This is a genomic window from Variovorax sp. PAMC26660, from assembly GCF_014302995.1.
In the GTDB taxonomy this organism is placed as follows: domain Bacteria; phylum Pseudomonadota; class Gammaproteobacteria; order Burkholderiales; family Burkholderiaceae_C; genus Variovorax.
Genome location: NZ_CP060295.1, coordinates 4,437,767 through 4,452,655 on the forward strand (window position 1 = coordinate 4,437,767; position 14,889 = coordinate 4,452,655).

The 14,889-nt window shown below is 66.8% G+C and carries 13 protein-coding genes; 10 read left to right on the plus strand and 3 right to left on the minus strand.

The genetic code is table 11. The features are described from left to right. The first annotated feature begins 1 nt into the window (after position 1). The 5 genes from H7F35_RS20780 to H7F35_RS20800 all read left to right on the plus strand — a co-directional run bounded on the left by H7F35_RS20780 (position 2) and on the right by H7F35_RS20800 (position 6,496). A complete protein-coding gene (locus H7F35_RS20780; protein WP_187108477.1) occupies positions 2-1,285 on the plus strand; it encodes a M20/M25/M40 family metallo-hydrolase in 1,284 nt (427 codons plus the stop codon). A 15-nt stretch (positions 1,286-1,300) separates the two neighbouring features. Beyond that, entirely contained in the window at positions 1,301-2,203 is a 903-nt protein-coding gene (locus tag H7F35_RS20785; RefSeq protein ID WP_187108478.1) for a LysR family transcriptional regulator, read from the plus strand. A 49-nt stretch (positions 2,204-2,252) separates the two neighbouring features. Beyond that, entirely contained in the window at positions 2,253-2,621 is a 369-nt protein-coding gene (locus H7F35_RS20790) for a hypothetical protein (RefSeq protein WP_187108479.1), read from the plus strand. A 115-nt stretch (positions 2,622-2,736) separates the two neighbouring features. After that, entirely contained in the window at positions 2,737-4,905 is a 2,169-nt protein-coding gene (locus H7F35_RS20795; protein WP_187108480.1) for a TonB-dependent receptor, read from the plus strand. Positions 4,906-4,921: 16 nt separating this feature from the next. Further along, positions 4,922-6,496 (plus strand): PepSY domain-containing protein, encoded by a 1,575-nt coding sequence (locus H7F35_RS20800; protein ID WP_187108481.1) that lies wholly within the window; start codon positions 4,922-4,924, stop codon positions 6,494-6,496. Here the strand turns inward: H7F35_RS20800 and H7F35_RS20805 are convergent. After that, on the minus strand, positions 6,429-7,655 hold the full coding sequence (locus tag H7F35_RS20805; protein WP_187108482.1) for a D-amino acid dehydrogenase: 1,227 nt from the start codon (positions 7,653-7,655) through the stop codon (positions 6,429-6,431). The two genes, H7F35_RS20800 and H7F35_RS20805, sit on opposite strands and share 68 nt — an antisense overlap. A gap of 229 nt (positions 7,656-7,884) precedes the next feature. On the opposite strand from H7F35_RS20805, the gene H7F35_RS20810 reads away from it, so the two are divergent. The 5 genes from H7F35_RS20810 to H7F35_RS20830 all read left to right on the plus strand — a co-directional run bounded on the left by H7F35_RS20810 (position 7,885) and on the right by H7F35_RS20830 (position 11,890). Then, positions 7,885-8,775: a transporter substrate-binding domain-containing protein gene (locus H7F35_RS20810; RefSeq protein WP_187108483.1), complete on the plus strand. Its 891-nt coding sequence runs from the start codon at positions 7,885-7,887 to the stop codon at positions 8,773-8,775. A 26-nt stretch (positions 8,776-8,801) separates the two neighbouring features. Next, on the plus strand, positions 8,802-9,557 hold the full coding sequence (locus tag H7F35_RS20815) for an aspartate/glutamate racemase family protein (RefSeq protein WP_187108484.1): 756 nt from the start codon (positions 8,802-8,804) through the stop codon (positions 9,555-9,557). A 100-nt stretch (positions 9,558-9,657) separates the two neighbouring features. Next, a complete protein-coding gene (locus H7F35_RS20820; protein ID WP_187108485.1) occupies positions 9,658-10,557 on the plus strand; it encodes a dienelactone hydrolase family protein in 900 nt (299 codons plus the stop codon). A gap of 119 nt (positions 10,558-10,676) precedes the next feature. After that, positions 10,677-11,564 (plus strand): ZIP family metal transporter, encoded by an 888-nt coding sequence (locus H7F35_RS20825; RefSeq protein WP_187108486.1) that lies wholly within the window; start codon positions 10,677-10,679, stop codon positions 11,562-11,564. A 110-nt stretch (positions 11,565-11,674) separates the two neighbouring features. Further along, a complete protein-coding gene (locus H7F35_RS20830) occupies positions 11,675-11,890 on the plus strand; it encodes a hypothetical protein (protein ID WP_187108487.1) in 216 nt (71 codons plus the stop codon). A gap of 41 nt (positions 11,891-11,931) precedes the next feature. On the opposite strand, the gene H7F35_RS20835 is transcribed toward H7F35_RS20830, so the two are convergent. After that, complete coding sequence (locus H7F35_RS20835) at positions 11,932-13,227, minus strand: ArgE/DapE family deacylase (RefSeq protein ID WP_187108488.1); 1,296 nt, start codon at positions 13,225-13,227, stop codon at positions 11,932-11,934. Between the two features lie 60 nt (positions 13,228-13,287). After that, positions 13,288-14,739 carry an N-acyl-D-amino-acid deacylase family protein gene (locus H7F35_RS20840; protein ID WP_187108489.1) on the minus strand — a complete coding sequence of 484 codons (1,452 nt, stop codon included), beginning with the start codon at positions 14,737-14,739 and terminating at the stop codon, positions 13,288-13,290. Between the last annotated feature and the right edge of the window lie 150 nt (positions 14,740-14,889).

The following is a 14,889-nucleotide window of genomic DNA, read 5'->3' on the forward strand; positions in this document are numbered from 1 at the left end:
CATGAAATTCCAGCCTCGCCAATTCCTGCTGGCAGCCGTCTGCGCCGCCTGCATCGGCACCGCTTTCGCAGCCCCCGATGCCCGCATCGCCTCGCTCGCCGCGAAGGAAAAGCCTGCGCTGCTCGACACGCTCAAAGAGCTGGTCTCCATCGAATCGGGCAGCCGCGACCTCGACGGCCTTGAAAAAATCTCCGACCTCATCGCCGCGAAGTTCAAGGCCCTGGGCGGCGAGGTCGAGCTGATCGACCCGAGCGCCGACGCATACCGCATGGAAGACACGCCCGAGAAAATCGGCCGCGTGGTGCGCGCCACCTTCAAGGGCACGGGCAGCAAGAAGATCCTGCTGATCGCGCACATGGACACGGTCTACACGATCGGCATGCTCAACAAGCAGCCGTTCCGCATCGAGGGCGACAAGGCCTACGGCCTGGGCATTGCCGACGACAAGCAGGGCGTGGCCGTCATCACGCACATCGTGTCGATGCTGCAGCAGATGAAGTTCAAGGACTACGGCACGCTCACGGTGCTGATCAACGGCGACGAGGAAATCAGCTCGCCCGGCGCGCGTGCGCTCATCACGCGCATGGGCAGCGAGCACGACGCCGTGCTGTCCTTCGAGGGCGCCTACGTGAAAGAAGACAAGCTCTCGCTGGCCACCGCCGGCATTGCCTCGGTCACGCTGCACGTTGCCGGCAAGGCCTCGCACGCGGGCTCCGCGCCCGAGCTGGGCGTGAATGCGCTGTACGAGCTGTCGCACCAGATCCTGCAGATGCGCGACCTGTCCGACCCGGCCACGGGCCTGAAGATGAACTGGACCATCTCCAAGTCCGGCAGCAACCGCAACGTGATTCCGGCCAGCGCCACTGCGGGCGCCGACGTGCGCGTGCTGAAGGTCAGCGACTACGACCGCATCGAGCAGCAGGTGAACGAGCGCGTGAAGAAGCAGCTCATTCCCGAAGCCAAGGTCGAGTTGAAGTTCGAGCGCCGCCGTCCGCCGCTCGAAGCCACCGATGCATCGCGCGCACTCGCGAAACACGCGCAGCAGATCTACAAGGACGAGCTGGGCCGTTCGCTGGGCGCCGATGACAAGGCCGCAGGCGGCGGCACCGACGCCGCCTTCGCCGCGCTCAAGACCAAGGCGCCCGTCATCGAGCGCTTCGGCCTGCAAGGCTTCGGCGCGCATTCGGCCGATGCCGAATACGTGCTGGTCGATTCGATCGAACCGCGTCTTTATCTTGGCACGCGCCTGATCATGGACATCGCGCGCGGCAAGACCGGCAACTGACCGGTCCACCGCCCCATGCGCCTGCGCCACATCGAGGTCTTCAACGCGATCATGCTCACGGGCAGCGTGAGCGCGGCGGCGCGGCTCATCAACATCACGCAACCGGCGGTCAGCCGCACGCTGCAGCATGCCGAGCAGCAGTTGGGCTTTCCGCTGTTCCAGCGTGTCAAGGGCCGGCTCACGCCGACCACCGAGGCGCTCACGCTGTACCCGCACATCGAGCGGCTGTTCGCGCAGCTCGACGAAGTGCAGCGGCTGGCCGCCAATCTGCGCACGGCGGGCGACACCGGCGAGCTGCGCATCCTCAGCGTGCTGGCGCTCAGCTACGACGTGCTGCCGCGCGCGCTCAAGGCCTTTCGCGAAATGCATCCGGGCTATGCGATCACGGTCGAGTCGCTGCATTCGCCGCAGATCATGTCGGCCCTGCTGCTGCAGGAGGCCGACGTGGGCTTCGCGTTCAGTCCCGCGGTGCATCCCTCGCTCACGCAAGAGACGCTGGCCGACAGCCGCATGGTGTGCATCGCGCCCAAGGGCATGCTGCCGCGCGCGCTGGTGCGCAACGGTTCGGTCGCGTTGCACGACCTTGTCGATCGGCCGGTGATCGGCCTGGACAGCCGCGACCCCGTGGGCACCAGCCTGAGCCAGGCCTGCCGTCAGGCGGGCGTGGGTTTCCAGCAGGCGGTGGTGACGGTGCAGACCTATCACGCGGCGCTGGCCATGGCCCACCACGGGCTGGGCGTGGCGCTGGTCGATGGCTGCACCGCGCGCTCAGCCGACCGCGAGAAGGTCGACGTGCTCACGCTGGAGCCGCACATCCCGGTGCCGATCCGCGCGCTGCGTTTCGCGGGCCGGCCCGATTCGGTGGCGGTGCGCGGCATCACGCGCTGCATGCGCGAAGCGATAGAGCAGGCCGCCTGAGCACCGCCCGAGTGCCATGGGCATTCGCCGCACGCGATAATCCGCGGCCATGCACTTTCCACGAACCTTCCGCCTGTTGCACCGCCTGTTGCACCGCCTGGTGCTGGCGTGGTTCATGGCGTCGCTGCTCGTCGCGGGGGCATCGCCCATCGTGAACCCGCAGGCGATGGAGCTGGTGTGTTCCGCCAGCGGTTCCATCAAGGTCATCGTGCAGGGCGACGACGGTCCGACCGAGATGGGCGTTGCCGCGATGGACTGCCCGCTGTGCATGCTCTCCGGCCCGCCGCCCTCGGCAGCGCAGGTCAAGCTGCCCACGCCGCTGCCGCTGGGCCGCGCGCTGCAATCGATTCCCGCTGCCCGCATCGCGGCAGCCACGGCCTCGCCGCTGCCGGCGCGCGGGCCGCCCACGCTCTCCTGAACCCCGCTCTTCTTCCACCTCACGCGGCCTGACACGGCCGCGCGGTGGGTTTTCGGTCGTTCCGCGGCTGGCGCTGCCTTTTCTTTTTCGCACGCGCCGCTGCAAGAGAGATTTCATGTCCCGTATTTCTTCCGCCCCCACGCTGGGGCTCTTCGCCTTGCTCGGCGCCGCTTGCGCGCCTGCCCATGCGCAACCCGCAGGTGCGCCATCGCTGCCGCAGATCGAGGTGGCCGACGACGCGCCCAGTGCCAACGGCCGGCTCGACCTCGACACCCCTTCGGACACCGCCAGCCGCCTGGGCCTCACGCCGCGCGAGACGCCGGCGTCTGTCACGGTGGTGAATCGTTCGGTGATCGACGCGCGCGGTGCACAGAACACGCAAGAAATCCTGCGCGCCATTCCGGGCGTGACCGCGCACGATGCGCCGGGCAACATCGGCGTGAGCTACCGCGGTTTCGGCAGCGGCTCGATCAGCCAGTTGTTCAACGGCATCAACGTGCAGTACGCGATTGCGGCGCGGCCGGTGGACAGCTGGATCTACGACCGAGTCGAAGCCATCGGCGGGCCGTCGAGCTTCCTGTTCGGCTCGGGCGCGCTGGGCGGCTCGATCAACTACATCACCAAGACGGCCGAGCGCGGCGACTTCGCCGAAGCGCAATTGCGGCTGGGCACGCAGAACCTCAAGGAGGCCTCGTTCGGGCTGAACCGGCGCATTGCGGGCGACGGCGGCGCGGGCAGCCAATACGTGCGCATCGACGTGAACCACCGCGATGCCAATGGCTGGACCGATGGCACGAAGAGCAAGTCGACGCAACTGGCCGCCTCGCTGCTTTCGGACCTGGGCGGTGGGCTGAAGCACACGCTGGCCTACGAATACCAGGATGAGAACGTCGACCGGCCTTACTGGGGCACGCCCGTGCTCAACCCGGTGGCCGGCACGATGCGCATCGACCCTGGCATCCGCTTCAAGAACTACAACAGCAGCGACGGCCTGTATGCGCAGCGCGTGCAGTGGCTGCGCTCGGTCACCGAATGGCAGGTGAGCGACGCGCTGCAGTTCAAGAACACCTTCTATGCCTACGACGCACTGCGCGACTACCGCAACGTCGAGAGCTATCGCTACAACCCGGGCAACACGGCGGTCATCCGCTCCAGCGCCTTGCTGCAGCGGCACGACCAGGATGTGTGGGGCAACCGCGTGGAGGGTGTCTACAAGGGGTGGCTTGCCGGACTGAAGAGCGACTGGTCTTTTGGCCTGGATTACAGCGTGAACCGGCAGACGCGCTTTCCCAACAGCCTCTCCGGCACGGTGAGCACCGTCAATCCTTATGTGTTTGCCACGGAGCGCTTCTTCGCGGTGCCGGGCATGACGCCGGGCTTTCGGCCCGACAGGAACAACAAGGTCACGACCACCGCGCTCTATCTTGAAAACCGCACGGCGCTGATGCCGGCATTGCACCTCGTGACGGCGCTGCGCCACGAGCGCATCGACCTCGACCTCGTCAACCGACGCACGGTGGATGCCTCGAACCCCGCCACTTTCTATCGCGGCTACAAACCGACGACCGGCCGCGTCGGCCTGGTGTGGGACTTCGCGCCCGGCGCCAACCTGTATGCGCAGTACGCGACGGCGGCCGATCCGCCTTCGGGCGTGCTCTCCACCGCCTCGTTCGCCGACGTGCGCAACAACAGCGAGCTGACCACCGGCCGACAGGTGGAGATCGGCAGCAAGCTCGACTTCTGGCAGGGCAAGGGCACGGCGACGCTCGCGGCCTACAGCATCCGCCGCAAGAACATCGCGACGCAGGACCCGAGCAACAGCGCGCTCACCGTGCTGGTGGGAGAGCAGTCGTCCAAGGGTGTGGAACTGGCGCTCGGGCTGCAACCCACGCCCCAGTGGTCGCTGCAGGGCAACCTCACGTACGTGGATGCGCGCTACGAGCGCTTCGCGCAGGGAGGCGGGTCGCTCGCGGGCCGCACGTCGACCAACACGCCGGCCGTGGTGGCCAACCTCTGGATGTCGTATGCCTTCACGCCGCGCTTGCAGGCCACAGTGGGCGTGCGCCATGTCGGCAAGGTGTATGCCGATGCGGCCAACACCATCAACTGGCCGGGCTACACGCTGCTCGACCTGGGGCTGAGCTGGAAGGTGAACCGCTCCGTCACCGTGGTCGGTCGCATCCGCAATGCCACCAACCGCGTTTACGCGGCGAATGTCGGCAGCACCTTCGCCTACCTCGGCGCGCCGCGCACGGCCGATGTGTCGCTGCGCGTGAGCTTCTAGACCGGGGAGATTTGCCGTGCATGCCAAACGCTGGTTGTTCCTGATCCATCGCTGGCTGGGCGTGGTCGTCTGCGCCTTCTTCGCGATGTGGTTCGTCTCGGGCGTGGTGATGATGTACGTGGGCTACCCCAAGCTCACGGAGGCCGAACGGCTTCAGCACTTGCCACGGCTCGACACCTCGACGCCGCTCATGGGGCCCAGGCAGGCGCTCGATGCGGCAGGCATTGCTGGGCCGTTGCAGGAGTTGCGGTTGGCTGCCGCCAGCGGTGGGCGCGCTGTGTACCTTGCGACGCCAGGGCGTGAAGCCCAGCCCGGCAAGCGGCGGCCACCGCCGGGCAGTGGCGCGATCGTCGTCGATGCGGCGACAGGCGCCGTGCTGCGCGAAGTCGATCGCACCCGCGTGCTCGCCAGCGCGCAAGCCTATGCCGGCGCCAGCTTGCCGCTCGACTACCGCGGCACCATCGGCGAAGACGCGTTCACCCATTCGCGCGGGCTCGACGCGCACCGTCCGCTGCATGTGGTCGAGCTGGCGGATGCCGACGCTACCCGGCTCTATGTATCGGGCAAGACCGGCGAGGTGGTGCGCGATGCACCGCGCGCCGAACGGCTCTGGAACTACGCCGGTGCCTGGATTCACTGGCTGTACCCGCTGCGCGGCATCGGCCTCGACCGCTACTGGGCGGACATCGTCAACTGGCTCTCGATCATTGGCATCGCCGTCACGCTGACCGGCACCGTGGTGGGCGTGATGCGCTGGCGCTTCGGCCGCACCTACAAGAGCGGCTCGCATTCGCCGTATCAAGGCTTCATGATGCGCTGGCATCACATCACCGGGTTGTTGTTCGCGCTGGTGACGCTGACGTGGATCTTCAGCGGCCTGATGTCGATGAACCCCTGGCGCGTGTTCGACAGCGGCGCGCCGGCCTTGCGCATCGAGGCGATGAATGGCGGGCCGCTCGTTGTTTCCGTACAGGACGCAGCGCCCGCGACCTTGCTGGCCGCGACCGGTGGCAATGTGCGCGAGCTGCGCTGGGTGCGCGCGGCAGGCCAGACGCTGGTGCTTGCCAGCACAGCCAACGGCCGACCGATGGTGCGCGATGCCGTCACAGCACAGCCGTACCAGTTCGACCCCAATGCATTGCGTACGGCTGTCGCACGCCTGTTGCCCGATGCGGTGCAGCGCATCGACATACTGACCGCCTACGACAGCCACTACTACACGCGCGAGCCGCACACGATGACCGGCGGCACCGACAAGCCCCTGCCCATCTGGCGCGTGGTGTTCGGCGATGTCCATGCGACCTGGGTGCACGTCGATCCGCAGACCGGCACCGTGCTCGGCCGCTCCGACAGCACGCGCCGCCTGAGCCGCTGGCTGTTCGCGATGCTGCACAGCTGGGACTGGCTGCCGCTGCTCGACCATCGCCCGTTGTGGGATGTACTGCTCGTCGCCACGAGCCTGGGCGGCGTGGCGCTGAGCCTCACCGGCGTGGTGATCGGCTGGCGGCGCCTCGGCCGCAAGCTCAGGACGTCGATGCGGAAGGCGCCAGCGCCAGGGCGATCTGTCGCGCCGAACCGAAGGCCAGCGTGAAACCGAGCGCGCCGTGCCCGGTGTTGAACAGCACGTTCGACGGCGCGCTCGGCAACCGTCCGATGATCGGCAGGCCCTTCGGCGTGGCCGGCCGCATGCCGGTCCACGGATGCAGTTCTTCCAGACGGCTCGCGCGCGGGAAGAGTGCGCGCGTGGCGGCTGCCAGCGTTTCGATGCGCGTGGCCGGAATGCTCGCGTCATGTCCCACGAGTTCGGCCATGCCCGCCACCCGCAGCCGCGAGCCGATGCGCGCGAACACCACCTTGCGCGCGCTGTCCGTCACGTTCACGAGTGGCGCGGCGCCGGGCGTGGGTTCGACCTCCACCGTGATGCTGTAGCCCTTGAGCGGGTACACCGGCAGGTAGGCGCCCAGCGCGCGCCCCAGCTTGTGCGAGGCCGAGCCCAGCGCCATCACGAAGGCATCGGCTGCCACGTCGCCATCGCTTGTTTGCACCGCGGCCACGCGGCCTTCGCTGCGCGCGAAGCCGTGCACGTCGGTGCCGAGCATGAAGCGAACGCCGCGCGCGCTCAGTGCGCGCATCAGCTCGGCGCACACCTTGAGGCAGTCGGCCGCGCATTCGCTCGGCGTGTAGACAGCGCCCGCCATCTGGCTGCGATAGCTCGCAAGCGCGGGCTCGATGGCAACGCATTCGTCGGGCGTGACGACGCGCTGTTCGCTGCCCATGGTGCGCTGCAGTTCGACCTGCGCGCGTGCGCCTTCGAGCGAGGCTGCGCTTGAATACAGCACCAGCTTGCCGGTGGCAGAGAAATCGCAGTCGGGCGCGATGTCGGCCTGCATGGCCTCGAACTCGGTGCGGCTCGATGCGGCCAGCGCGAGCAACTGCGCGGTGGTGTCGCGCGAGGTCTGCGCATTGCAGGCAGCCAGAAAGGCCAGCCCCCAGCGCCACTGCAGCGGATCGAGTTGTGGCCGCAGCTTGAGCGGCGAAGTGGGCGACAGCAGCAGCTTGGGCAGTTGCTTCCAGATCGATGGATCGGCCAGCGGCTGCACATACGAGTAGCTCAGCTGCGCGCCATTGCCGCCACTGGCACCCGCGCCGGGCGTCGCGCGATCGATCACGGTGACCTTGTGGCCCTGGCGTTCGAGTTGCCAGGCGGTGGCCAGGCCCACGATGCCGGCACCGAGCACACACACATGCATGAGGGCAACTTTCCGGGAATGAAGAAGAGACTGCATTGACTGTAGGGCTGCACCGCGCAAGCCGGTAATGCCAAAAGCGCCGTGGCCCATAGCCAAAGCGCATGCCCTGCACCGTGTCGGGCCCAGTCCATAACCTTTGGGTATGGCCCAGCGTCCTATTGGAATTGTCGCAACGAGCCGCTCTTTCCTACACTGGACTTCTGTTCAATCCAACCGAATGAAGGCTCGAATGAAGCTCTCCGTCTTGATGGCATCCATGGCTGCCGCGGTGCTCTTCACCGCCACCGGCGCGCAGGCCGCCGACACGCTGGCGAAGATCGCCGAGTCCGGCAAGATCACGCTCGCCTACCGGGAATCGTCCGTGCCCTTCAGCTATCTCAACGGCCCCAGCAAGCCGATCGGGTTTTCGGTGGAACTCTCCAACGCCGTCGTCGAGGCGGTGAAGAAGAAACTGAACAAGCCCAACCTGCAGGTCGCGCTGATGCCGGTCACTTCGCAGAACCGCATCCCGCTGATCACCAACGGCACCATCGACCTGGAGTGCGGCTCCACCACCAACAACACCGCACGCGGCAAGGACGTGGCCTTTGCCGTCAATCACTTCTACACGGGCACGCGCCTGCTGGTGAAGAAGTCTTCCAGGATCAAGGACTACGCCGACCTTGCGAAGAAGACCGTGGCCAGCACCACCGGCACCACCAACGCGCTGGTCATGCGCAAGTACAACACCGAGAAGAGCCTCGACATGAACATCGTGCTCGGCAAGGACCACGCCGACGCGTTCCTGCTGGTCGAGAGCGACCGTGCCGTGGCCTTCGCCATGGACGACATCCTGCTGTTCGGCCTGATCGCCAACGCCAAGACGCCGGCCGACTACGAAGTGGTGGGCGAGTCGCTGCAGGTCGAGCCCTATGCCTGCATGCTGCCCAAGGACGACCCGGCCTTCAAGAAGCTGGTGGACGACACCTTCATCGGCATGATGAAGAGCGGCGAGTTCGAGAAGCTCTACACCAAGTGGTTCATGCAGCCGATCCCGCCGAAGGGCGTGCCGCTGAACCTGCCGATGAGCCCCCAGTTGAAGGAAAACCTCAAGGCCTTCAGCGACAAGCCGGCAACCTGATCCGAACGACAAGGAAGAGAAAAGACATGGTCGCAGCCACACAGGTTGTCGGCATCCTCGGGGGCATGGGCCCCGCGGCGGGCGCCGACTTCGTCCGGCTCTTCGTGCAGGCCTGCGCGCAGCAGATGCGTGCGCGCGGCGAGCCGGTGCGCGACCAGTCTTTTCCCGAGCACTGGCTCGCGCAGGTGCCGGTGCCCGACCGCACCGGCGCGCTGGCCTCGGCCGACAACGGCGCGCACCAGCCGCTGGAGCCGATGCTGCAGGCGCTGGGCCGGCTGGCCGCGCTCGGCAGCCGGGCCGTGGCCATCGCCTGCAACACCGCGCATGCTTGGCATGCCAGTCTGCAGGAGCGTTTTCCGCAGGTCGAGCTGCTGCACATGGCGCGGGAAACGGCGCGGCAACTGGCCGGGCAGGGCGCAACCGGCGTGGCGCTGATGGCCACCGAAGGCACCTACCGCGTGCGGCTCTATGAACAGGCGCTCGCAGAGGCCGGGCTCGGCTGCCATGTGCCGCTGGCCGACGAACGCCAAACCATCATGCGCGGCATCTTCGACGGCGTGAAGGCCGGCAACATGCTGCTGGCAGAGCAATGCTTTTCAGAGGTGGCGCTGCGCCTGGCCGAGCGCCATGGTCCCGTCACCATCATCATGGGCTGCACCGAGGTGCCGCTGGGCCTGCAAGGCTCGGCCGCTGTGGCCGGGCTGGATCTGGTGGACCCGGCGCAGGTGCTGGCGGCCGCACTGGCGCGTCGCGCCTACGGCATGCCACGCCAACCCCACTGAAATTCCGGTCATAGAGGCGCCAGGCCGATTTCGCCTACATTGCGGCGTGCGTTTTTTCGCGCAGCGCCCCTTGTCCGACGATTCAAACGGAGCCCTTCCCATGCCCGCACGCGACGACAGCCGTTCCGACTTCGATTCGCTTCGCCCCGGCGAGAGCACCGAGCAGGGCGCCACGCGCCGCACCGCGCTCAAGGCGGCCATTGGCGTGGGCTACGCGGCCGCCGTCATGCCGGTGGTGGCGCAGACCGCCATCGCCACCTCGGCCGAAGGCCTGAAGGCCGGCCCCATCAAGTACACCGTCAACGGCTTCGAGGTGCCCGCCTATGCGGCGGCACCGGCCGGCAAGACCGGGTTGCCAGTGATCCTGGTGATCCAGGAAATCTTCGGCGTGCACGAATACATCGCCGACACCTGCCGCCGCTTCGCGCAACTCGGCTACCTGGCCATCGCGCCCGAGCTCTACGCGCGCCAGGGCGATCCGCGCGGCTACACCGACATTCCCAAGCTGCAGGCCGACATCGTTACCAAGGTGCCCGACGCGCAGGTCATGGCCGACCTCGACGGCGCCCTGGCCTATGCCAAGGCCAACGGCGGCGACACCAACAAGGCCGGCATCACCGGCTTCTGCTGGGGCGGGCGCATCACTTGGCTTTATGCCGCCACCGGCAAGGTCAAGGCCGGCGTGGCCTGGTACGGACGGCTGGTCGGCCAGGCCAGCGAATTGACGCCAAAGCACCCCATCGACATCGCCGCCAGCCTGCATGCGCCGGTGCTCGGCCTGTACGGCGGAAAAGACCAGGGCATCCCCCTTGACACGGTTGATAAGATGAAAGCTGCTCTGGCCAATGGAACTGCGGCGGCCAAGGCATCGAGCTTCGTCGTGTACCCCGAAGCAGGCCACGCATTCCACGCCGACTACCGCCCCAGCTACGTCAAGAGCGCAGCAGACGACGGATGGCAGCGCGCCACGGCCTGGTTCAAAGCCAATGGCGTCGCCTGAAGGCGGCGCCCAGTAGCCACTCCCCGCCGAAGGCCGTCCGATGACGGCCTTTTCTCTTTTTATGAACGGACCACGGCCCTGAAACTGTTTCAATGGCCGTCCCTCTTGCGCAAGCAGCTATGAATTTGATAGTCATCATCTTGGCAACCCTGGTTGCCGGCATCGGAAGCGTCTGGCTGGCGGCCCTGTTGTTGCGCGTGGGCGTACGCAACGGCTCCGGCGGCGTGAACCCCCAGCACCTGTTGAGCCTGGCGGCCGGCGCGCTGCTCGCCACCGCCTTCATGCACCTGTTGCCCGAAGCGTTTGAAAGCCGGATCGAACCCGCGCTGCTGTTCGCGGTGCTGCTGTTCGGGCTGGTCTTTTTCTTCCTGCTCGACAAGGCGGAGCTGTGGCACCACGGGCATGAGCACCACCACGGTGGCGAGGCGACCGGGCACGAGGGGCACGACCACGCACACGGCCATGGCCATGGCCACGACCACGCGTCACCCCGCGCCGGCGGCTGGGCCGTGCTCACCGGCGACAGCGTGCATTGCTTCGGCGACGGCATCCTGATCGCTTCGGCCTTCATCGCCGACATGCGCCTGGGTCTCGTGGCCGCCATCGCCGTGCTCGCGCACGAGGTGCCGCACCACATCGGCGATCTGGTCGTGCTGCGCCAAAGCTCGGCCAACCAGCGCGCGGCGCTGGTGAAGGTGTCGCTCGCGGGCACCATGACCATGCTCGGCGGCATCGCGGGCTGGTGGCTGGTCGACCAGTTGCACAGCTGGCTGCCGTACTTCCTGGTGCTGGCGGGCAGCAGCTTCGTCTACGTGGCGCTGGCCGACCTGATTCCGCAACTGCAAAAACGCCTGCCCGCGCGGCAGACCGCCGCGCAGATCCTCTGGCTGGTCGCCGGCATCGTGCTGGTCACGCTGGTGAGCCGGCTGGCGCACGGCGAGCATGGGCATGACCATGGCCACGACGATCCCGGCCATGGCGAACACGGCCACGTGCACAAAGACTGACACCAGGGGCGGGAAACTTTCCGACACCCACGCTGCATGCCGGATGAGCCGCAACGGCCGAAACAGGCGCACCATAGGGGGCCGTTCAGCAATCAGCCGAGGAGCCGATCATGATTCACGTCGACGCCACCGCGCGTTCCGTCCCGCCTCTGGAAGTCGATGAGGACGACTCCTTGTCCGCCGACGATTTCGACTCCGCCGAAAGCGAAGCCACCGACGAGCTCTCGGAAGAAACCGGCATCGATCTCACCGATGCCAGCGAACTCGATGCCGACAACGTCCCTGCAGACGAAGAATTCGACCGGGTGATGAACGCGCCGGACTGACTGATACAGGCGTCGTTCCAAACGCGCCGGTTTGCCTTCGCTCAGCCCCGCTGGTTGAGCCCGCACCAGCGGGCCATGAACACCGCCAGCACCGCGGCAACCTCCATCATGCTGTCGATCGACACCCACTCGTCGATGCCGTGGATGCTGCTGCCCGTCGGGCCGTAGCAGATAGCCGGCGTGTTGCCGTAGAGGTTGAAGAACTTCGCATCGGTGGTGCCCGTGAAGGCCTGCGGCTCCAGCGTCTTGCCGACGATGTCCCGATAGCACTTCGACAGCGTGGTCACAACCGGCTCGTTCAGGTCCACCTCGCAGCCATCGGCCTGAAAGCCCTCGTAGATGATCCTGTAGCTCAGGCTCTGGTGCGCCGGATGTGCGGCATGGGCGGCGGCCAGCACCGCTTCGACCTCGGCCTTGGCCTGCGCCACGCTCATGTCGGGATAGAAGCCGACGCGGATGTCGCTGCGGCATGCGGATGGCACCGACGAGGCCCATTCGCCGCCCTGGATCTTGCCGAGGTTGAAGTTCACCGGATGCGCGTGGTGCGCAAAGCAGCGGTAGCGCGCCGAAGGCTCGTTCCAGCGTGCTTCGAGCTTCTTGAGTTCGGCGAACAGGTAGAGCGAAAAGTCGATGGCCCCCACGCCGGTCTGCGCGACCGACGCGTGCACCGGCTTGCCCAGCACCTCGATGGCCAGCCATATCACGCCCAACTGGCAGGTCATGATGCCGCCCAGCGGCTCGGGAATGATGGCCGCATCGGCCCGGTAGCCTTCGACGAGGCAGGCCAGCGCGCCGTTGCCGGTGCATTCCTCTTCCACCACCGATTGAAAGTACACGGGCGATGCGGGCTCCAGCCCGAGCGACTGCAGCGCCTTGAAGGCCATCGTGTAGGCCACGATGCCCGCCTTCATGTCGCAGGCACCGCGCCCGTGCAGCCGGTCGCCCTCGATGAAGGGCTCGAAGGGCGGATGCGTCCAGAGTGCAGGCGCGCCGGTCGGCACCACGTCGATGTGCCCGTTGAAAATCAATGACTTGCCCTTGGCAGGACCGGCTGGCTTGTGAATGCCCACCACGTTCGGGCGCCCCTCGTACGACACGATGGAGGGCGAGTAGCCCGGGTGCGCGCGGATCTTGTCTTCGTCGATCTGGAATTCGTGCACCTGCAGGCCGAGCGCAGCGAAGGTGTCGGCCATGCAGGCCTGCGCACCTTGCTCGTCGCCCATCAACGAGGGGTGCGCGACAAGCTCGCCGAGCATGCGGACGGCATCCTCGCGCAGGGCCTGCGCGGCAGCGACGATGGCGGCTTCGCAGGCTTGGGTCTCGGCAGTGGTTTGCATGGCGGCGGCGTGTGAGGAGGGGGAGTGACCCATTGTTTCACCGCTTGCCGCAGTGCGTCGTCAGGATTGGCGCACGATCACTTGCCCGTTGCGTGCACCGCTGTGCACGCCGTGCTGCCAGGTCACGGCGCCGTTCACGATCACCGCATCGATGCCTTCGGCCGGCTGCGTCGGCGTTTCGTAGTTCGCGGTGTCGCGCACGGTCGCTGCGTTGAAGATCACCACGTCGGCGTGATAGCCCGGCTTGAGCGCGCCGCGCTCGTGCAAGCCGAAGTTGCGCGCCGTCAGGCCAGTCATCTTCCACACCGCCGTTTCCAGCGGGAACAGGCCGATGTCGCGGCTGTAGTGGCCCAGCACGCGCGGGAAGGTGCCCCACAGGCGCGGATGCGGCTTGTCGCCCAGCGGAATGCCGTCGGAGCCGATCATGGTTTCGTCGAAGGCGAGGATGCGCTGCACGTCGTCCTCGTCCATCATGAAATAGATCGCGCTGCCCGGCTGCAGCCGCTTTGCCGCCTCTTCGCCCGACACGCCCCATTCGGCCGCGATGTCCTTCAGGTCACGGCCCGCGCATTCGGGGTGCGGCACGCTGGATGCGATGAGCACGCGGCCTTCCATCATTCCGCGGTCGGTGCGGATCATGGTCGAGCCGGCCGTGTACGGGTAGCAATCGAGCCCGATGCACTGGTGCTGCATCGCTTCCTTGATGAAGGGCAGCGTGACCTTGGTCTTGCCGAAGTTCTGCGTGTTCTGCACCTTGTGGTGCGACACCACCACCGGAATGTCGAGCGCGCGGCCGATCTGGAAGGTTTCTTCCAGCGACTCCATCACGCGGTCGCTTTCGTCGCGCATGTGCGTCACGTAGAGCGCCTTGCGCGAAGTGAGCGGGCGGCCGACCTCGATGATTTCCTCGGTCGTGGCTTTCACGGCCGGCGGATAGAAGGTGCCGGTCGACATGCCGATCGCGCCGGCCTGCATGGCTTCTTCGACCAGCGCCTGCATGGCGGCGATCTCGGTGTCGTTCGCAGGGCGGTCGAGGTCGGACATGACTACGGCGCGCAAGGTCGAGTGGCCCACCATCGCGGCCACGTTCACTGATGAAGGTGTGGCGCGCAGTGCATCGAGGTACGCCGCGAAGGTCGTGAAGCGGCCTTCCGCCGGTGATTCGAGAAGGCTCAGCGGCATCGGCAATTCCATGTCGACGCGCAGCGGCGCAGCACTGATGCCGCAATTGCCCGCGACCACCGTGGTCACGCCTTGCGAGACCTTGAAGGGCATCTGCGCTTGCGACAGCACGGCCTGGTCGTCGTGCGTGTGCGAGTCGATGAAGCCGGGGGCGACGATGCGGCCAGTGGCGTCGAGTGTCTTCTCGGCGGTGTGGCCGGCAAGCTGGCCGATGGCAACGATGCGGCCGTTCACGATGCCGACGTCGGCATTGAAGCGTGGCGCCTTGGTGCCGTCGATGACGGTGCCGCCGTGGATGAGCAGGTCGTAGTGGGTGACTGGGGTGTTCATCTCGATCCTTTCGTGGTGTTCTTTGTTGGGGCTCTTGTTTTGGGCGCTGCTGTTGGGGGCGGGTGCGGGTGCGGGTGTGGGTGCGGGTTCATTCAGGGCGAGTGCGAATGACACCAGGTGCTCCCCTCCGCGAATGTCCCCCGCTTCGCT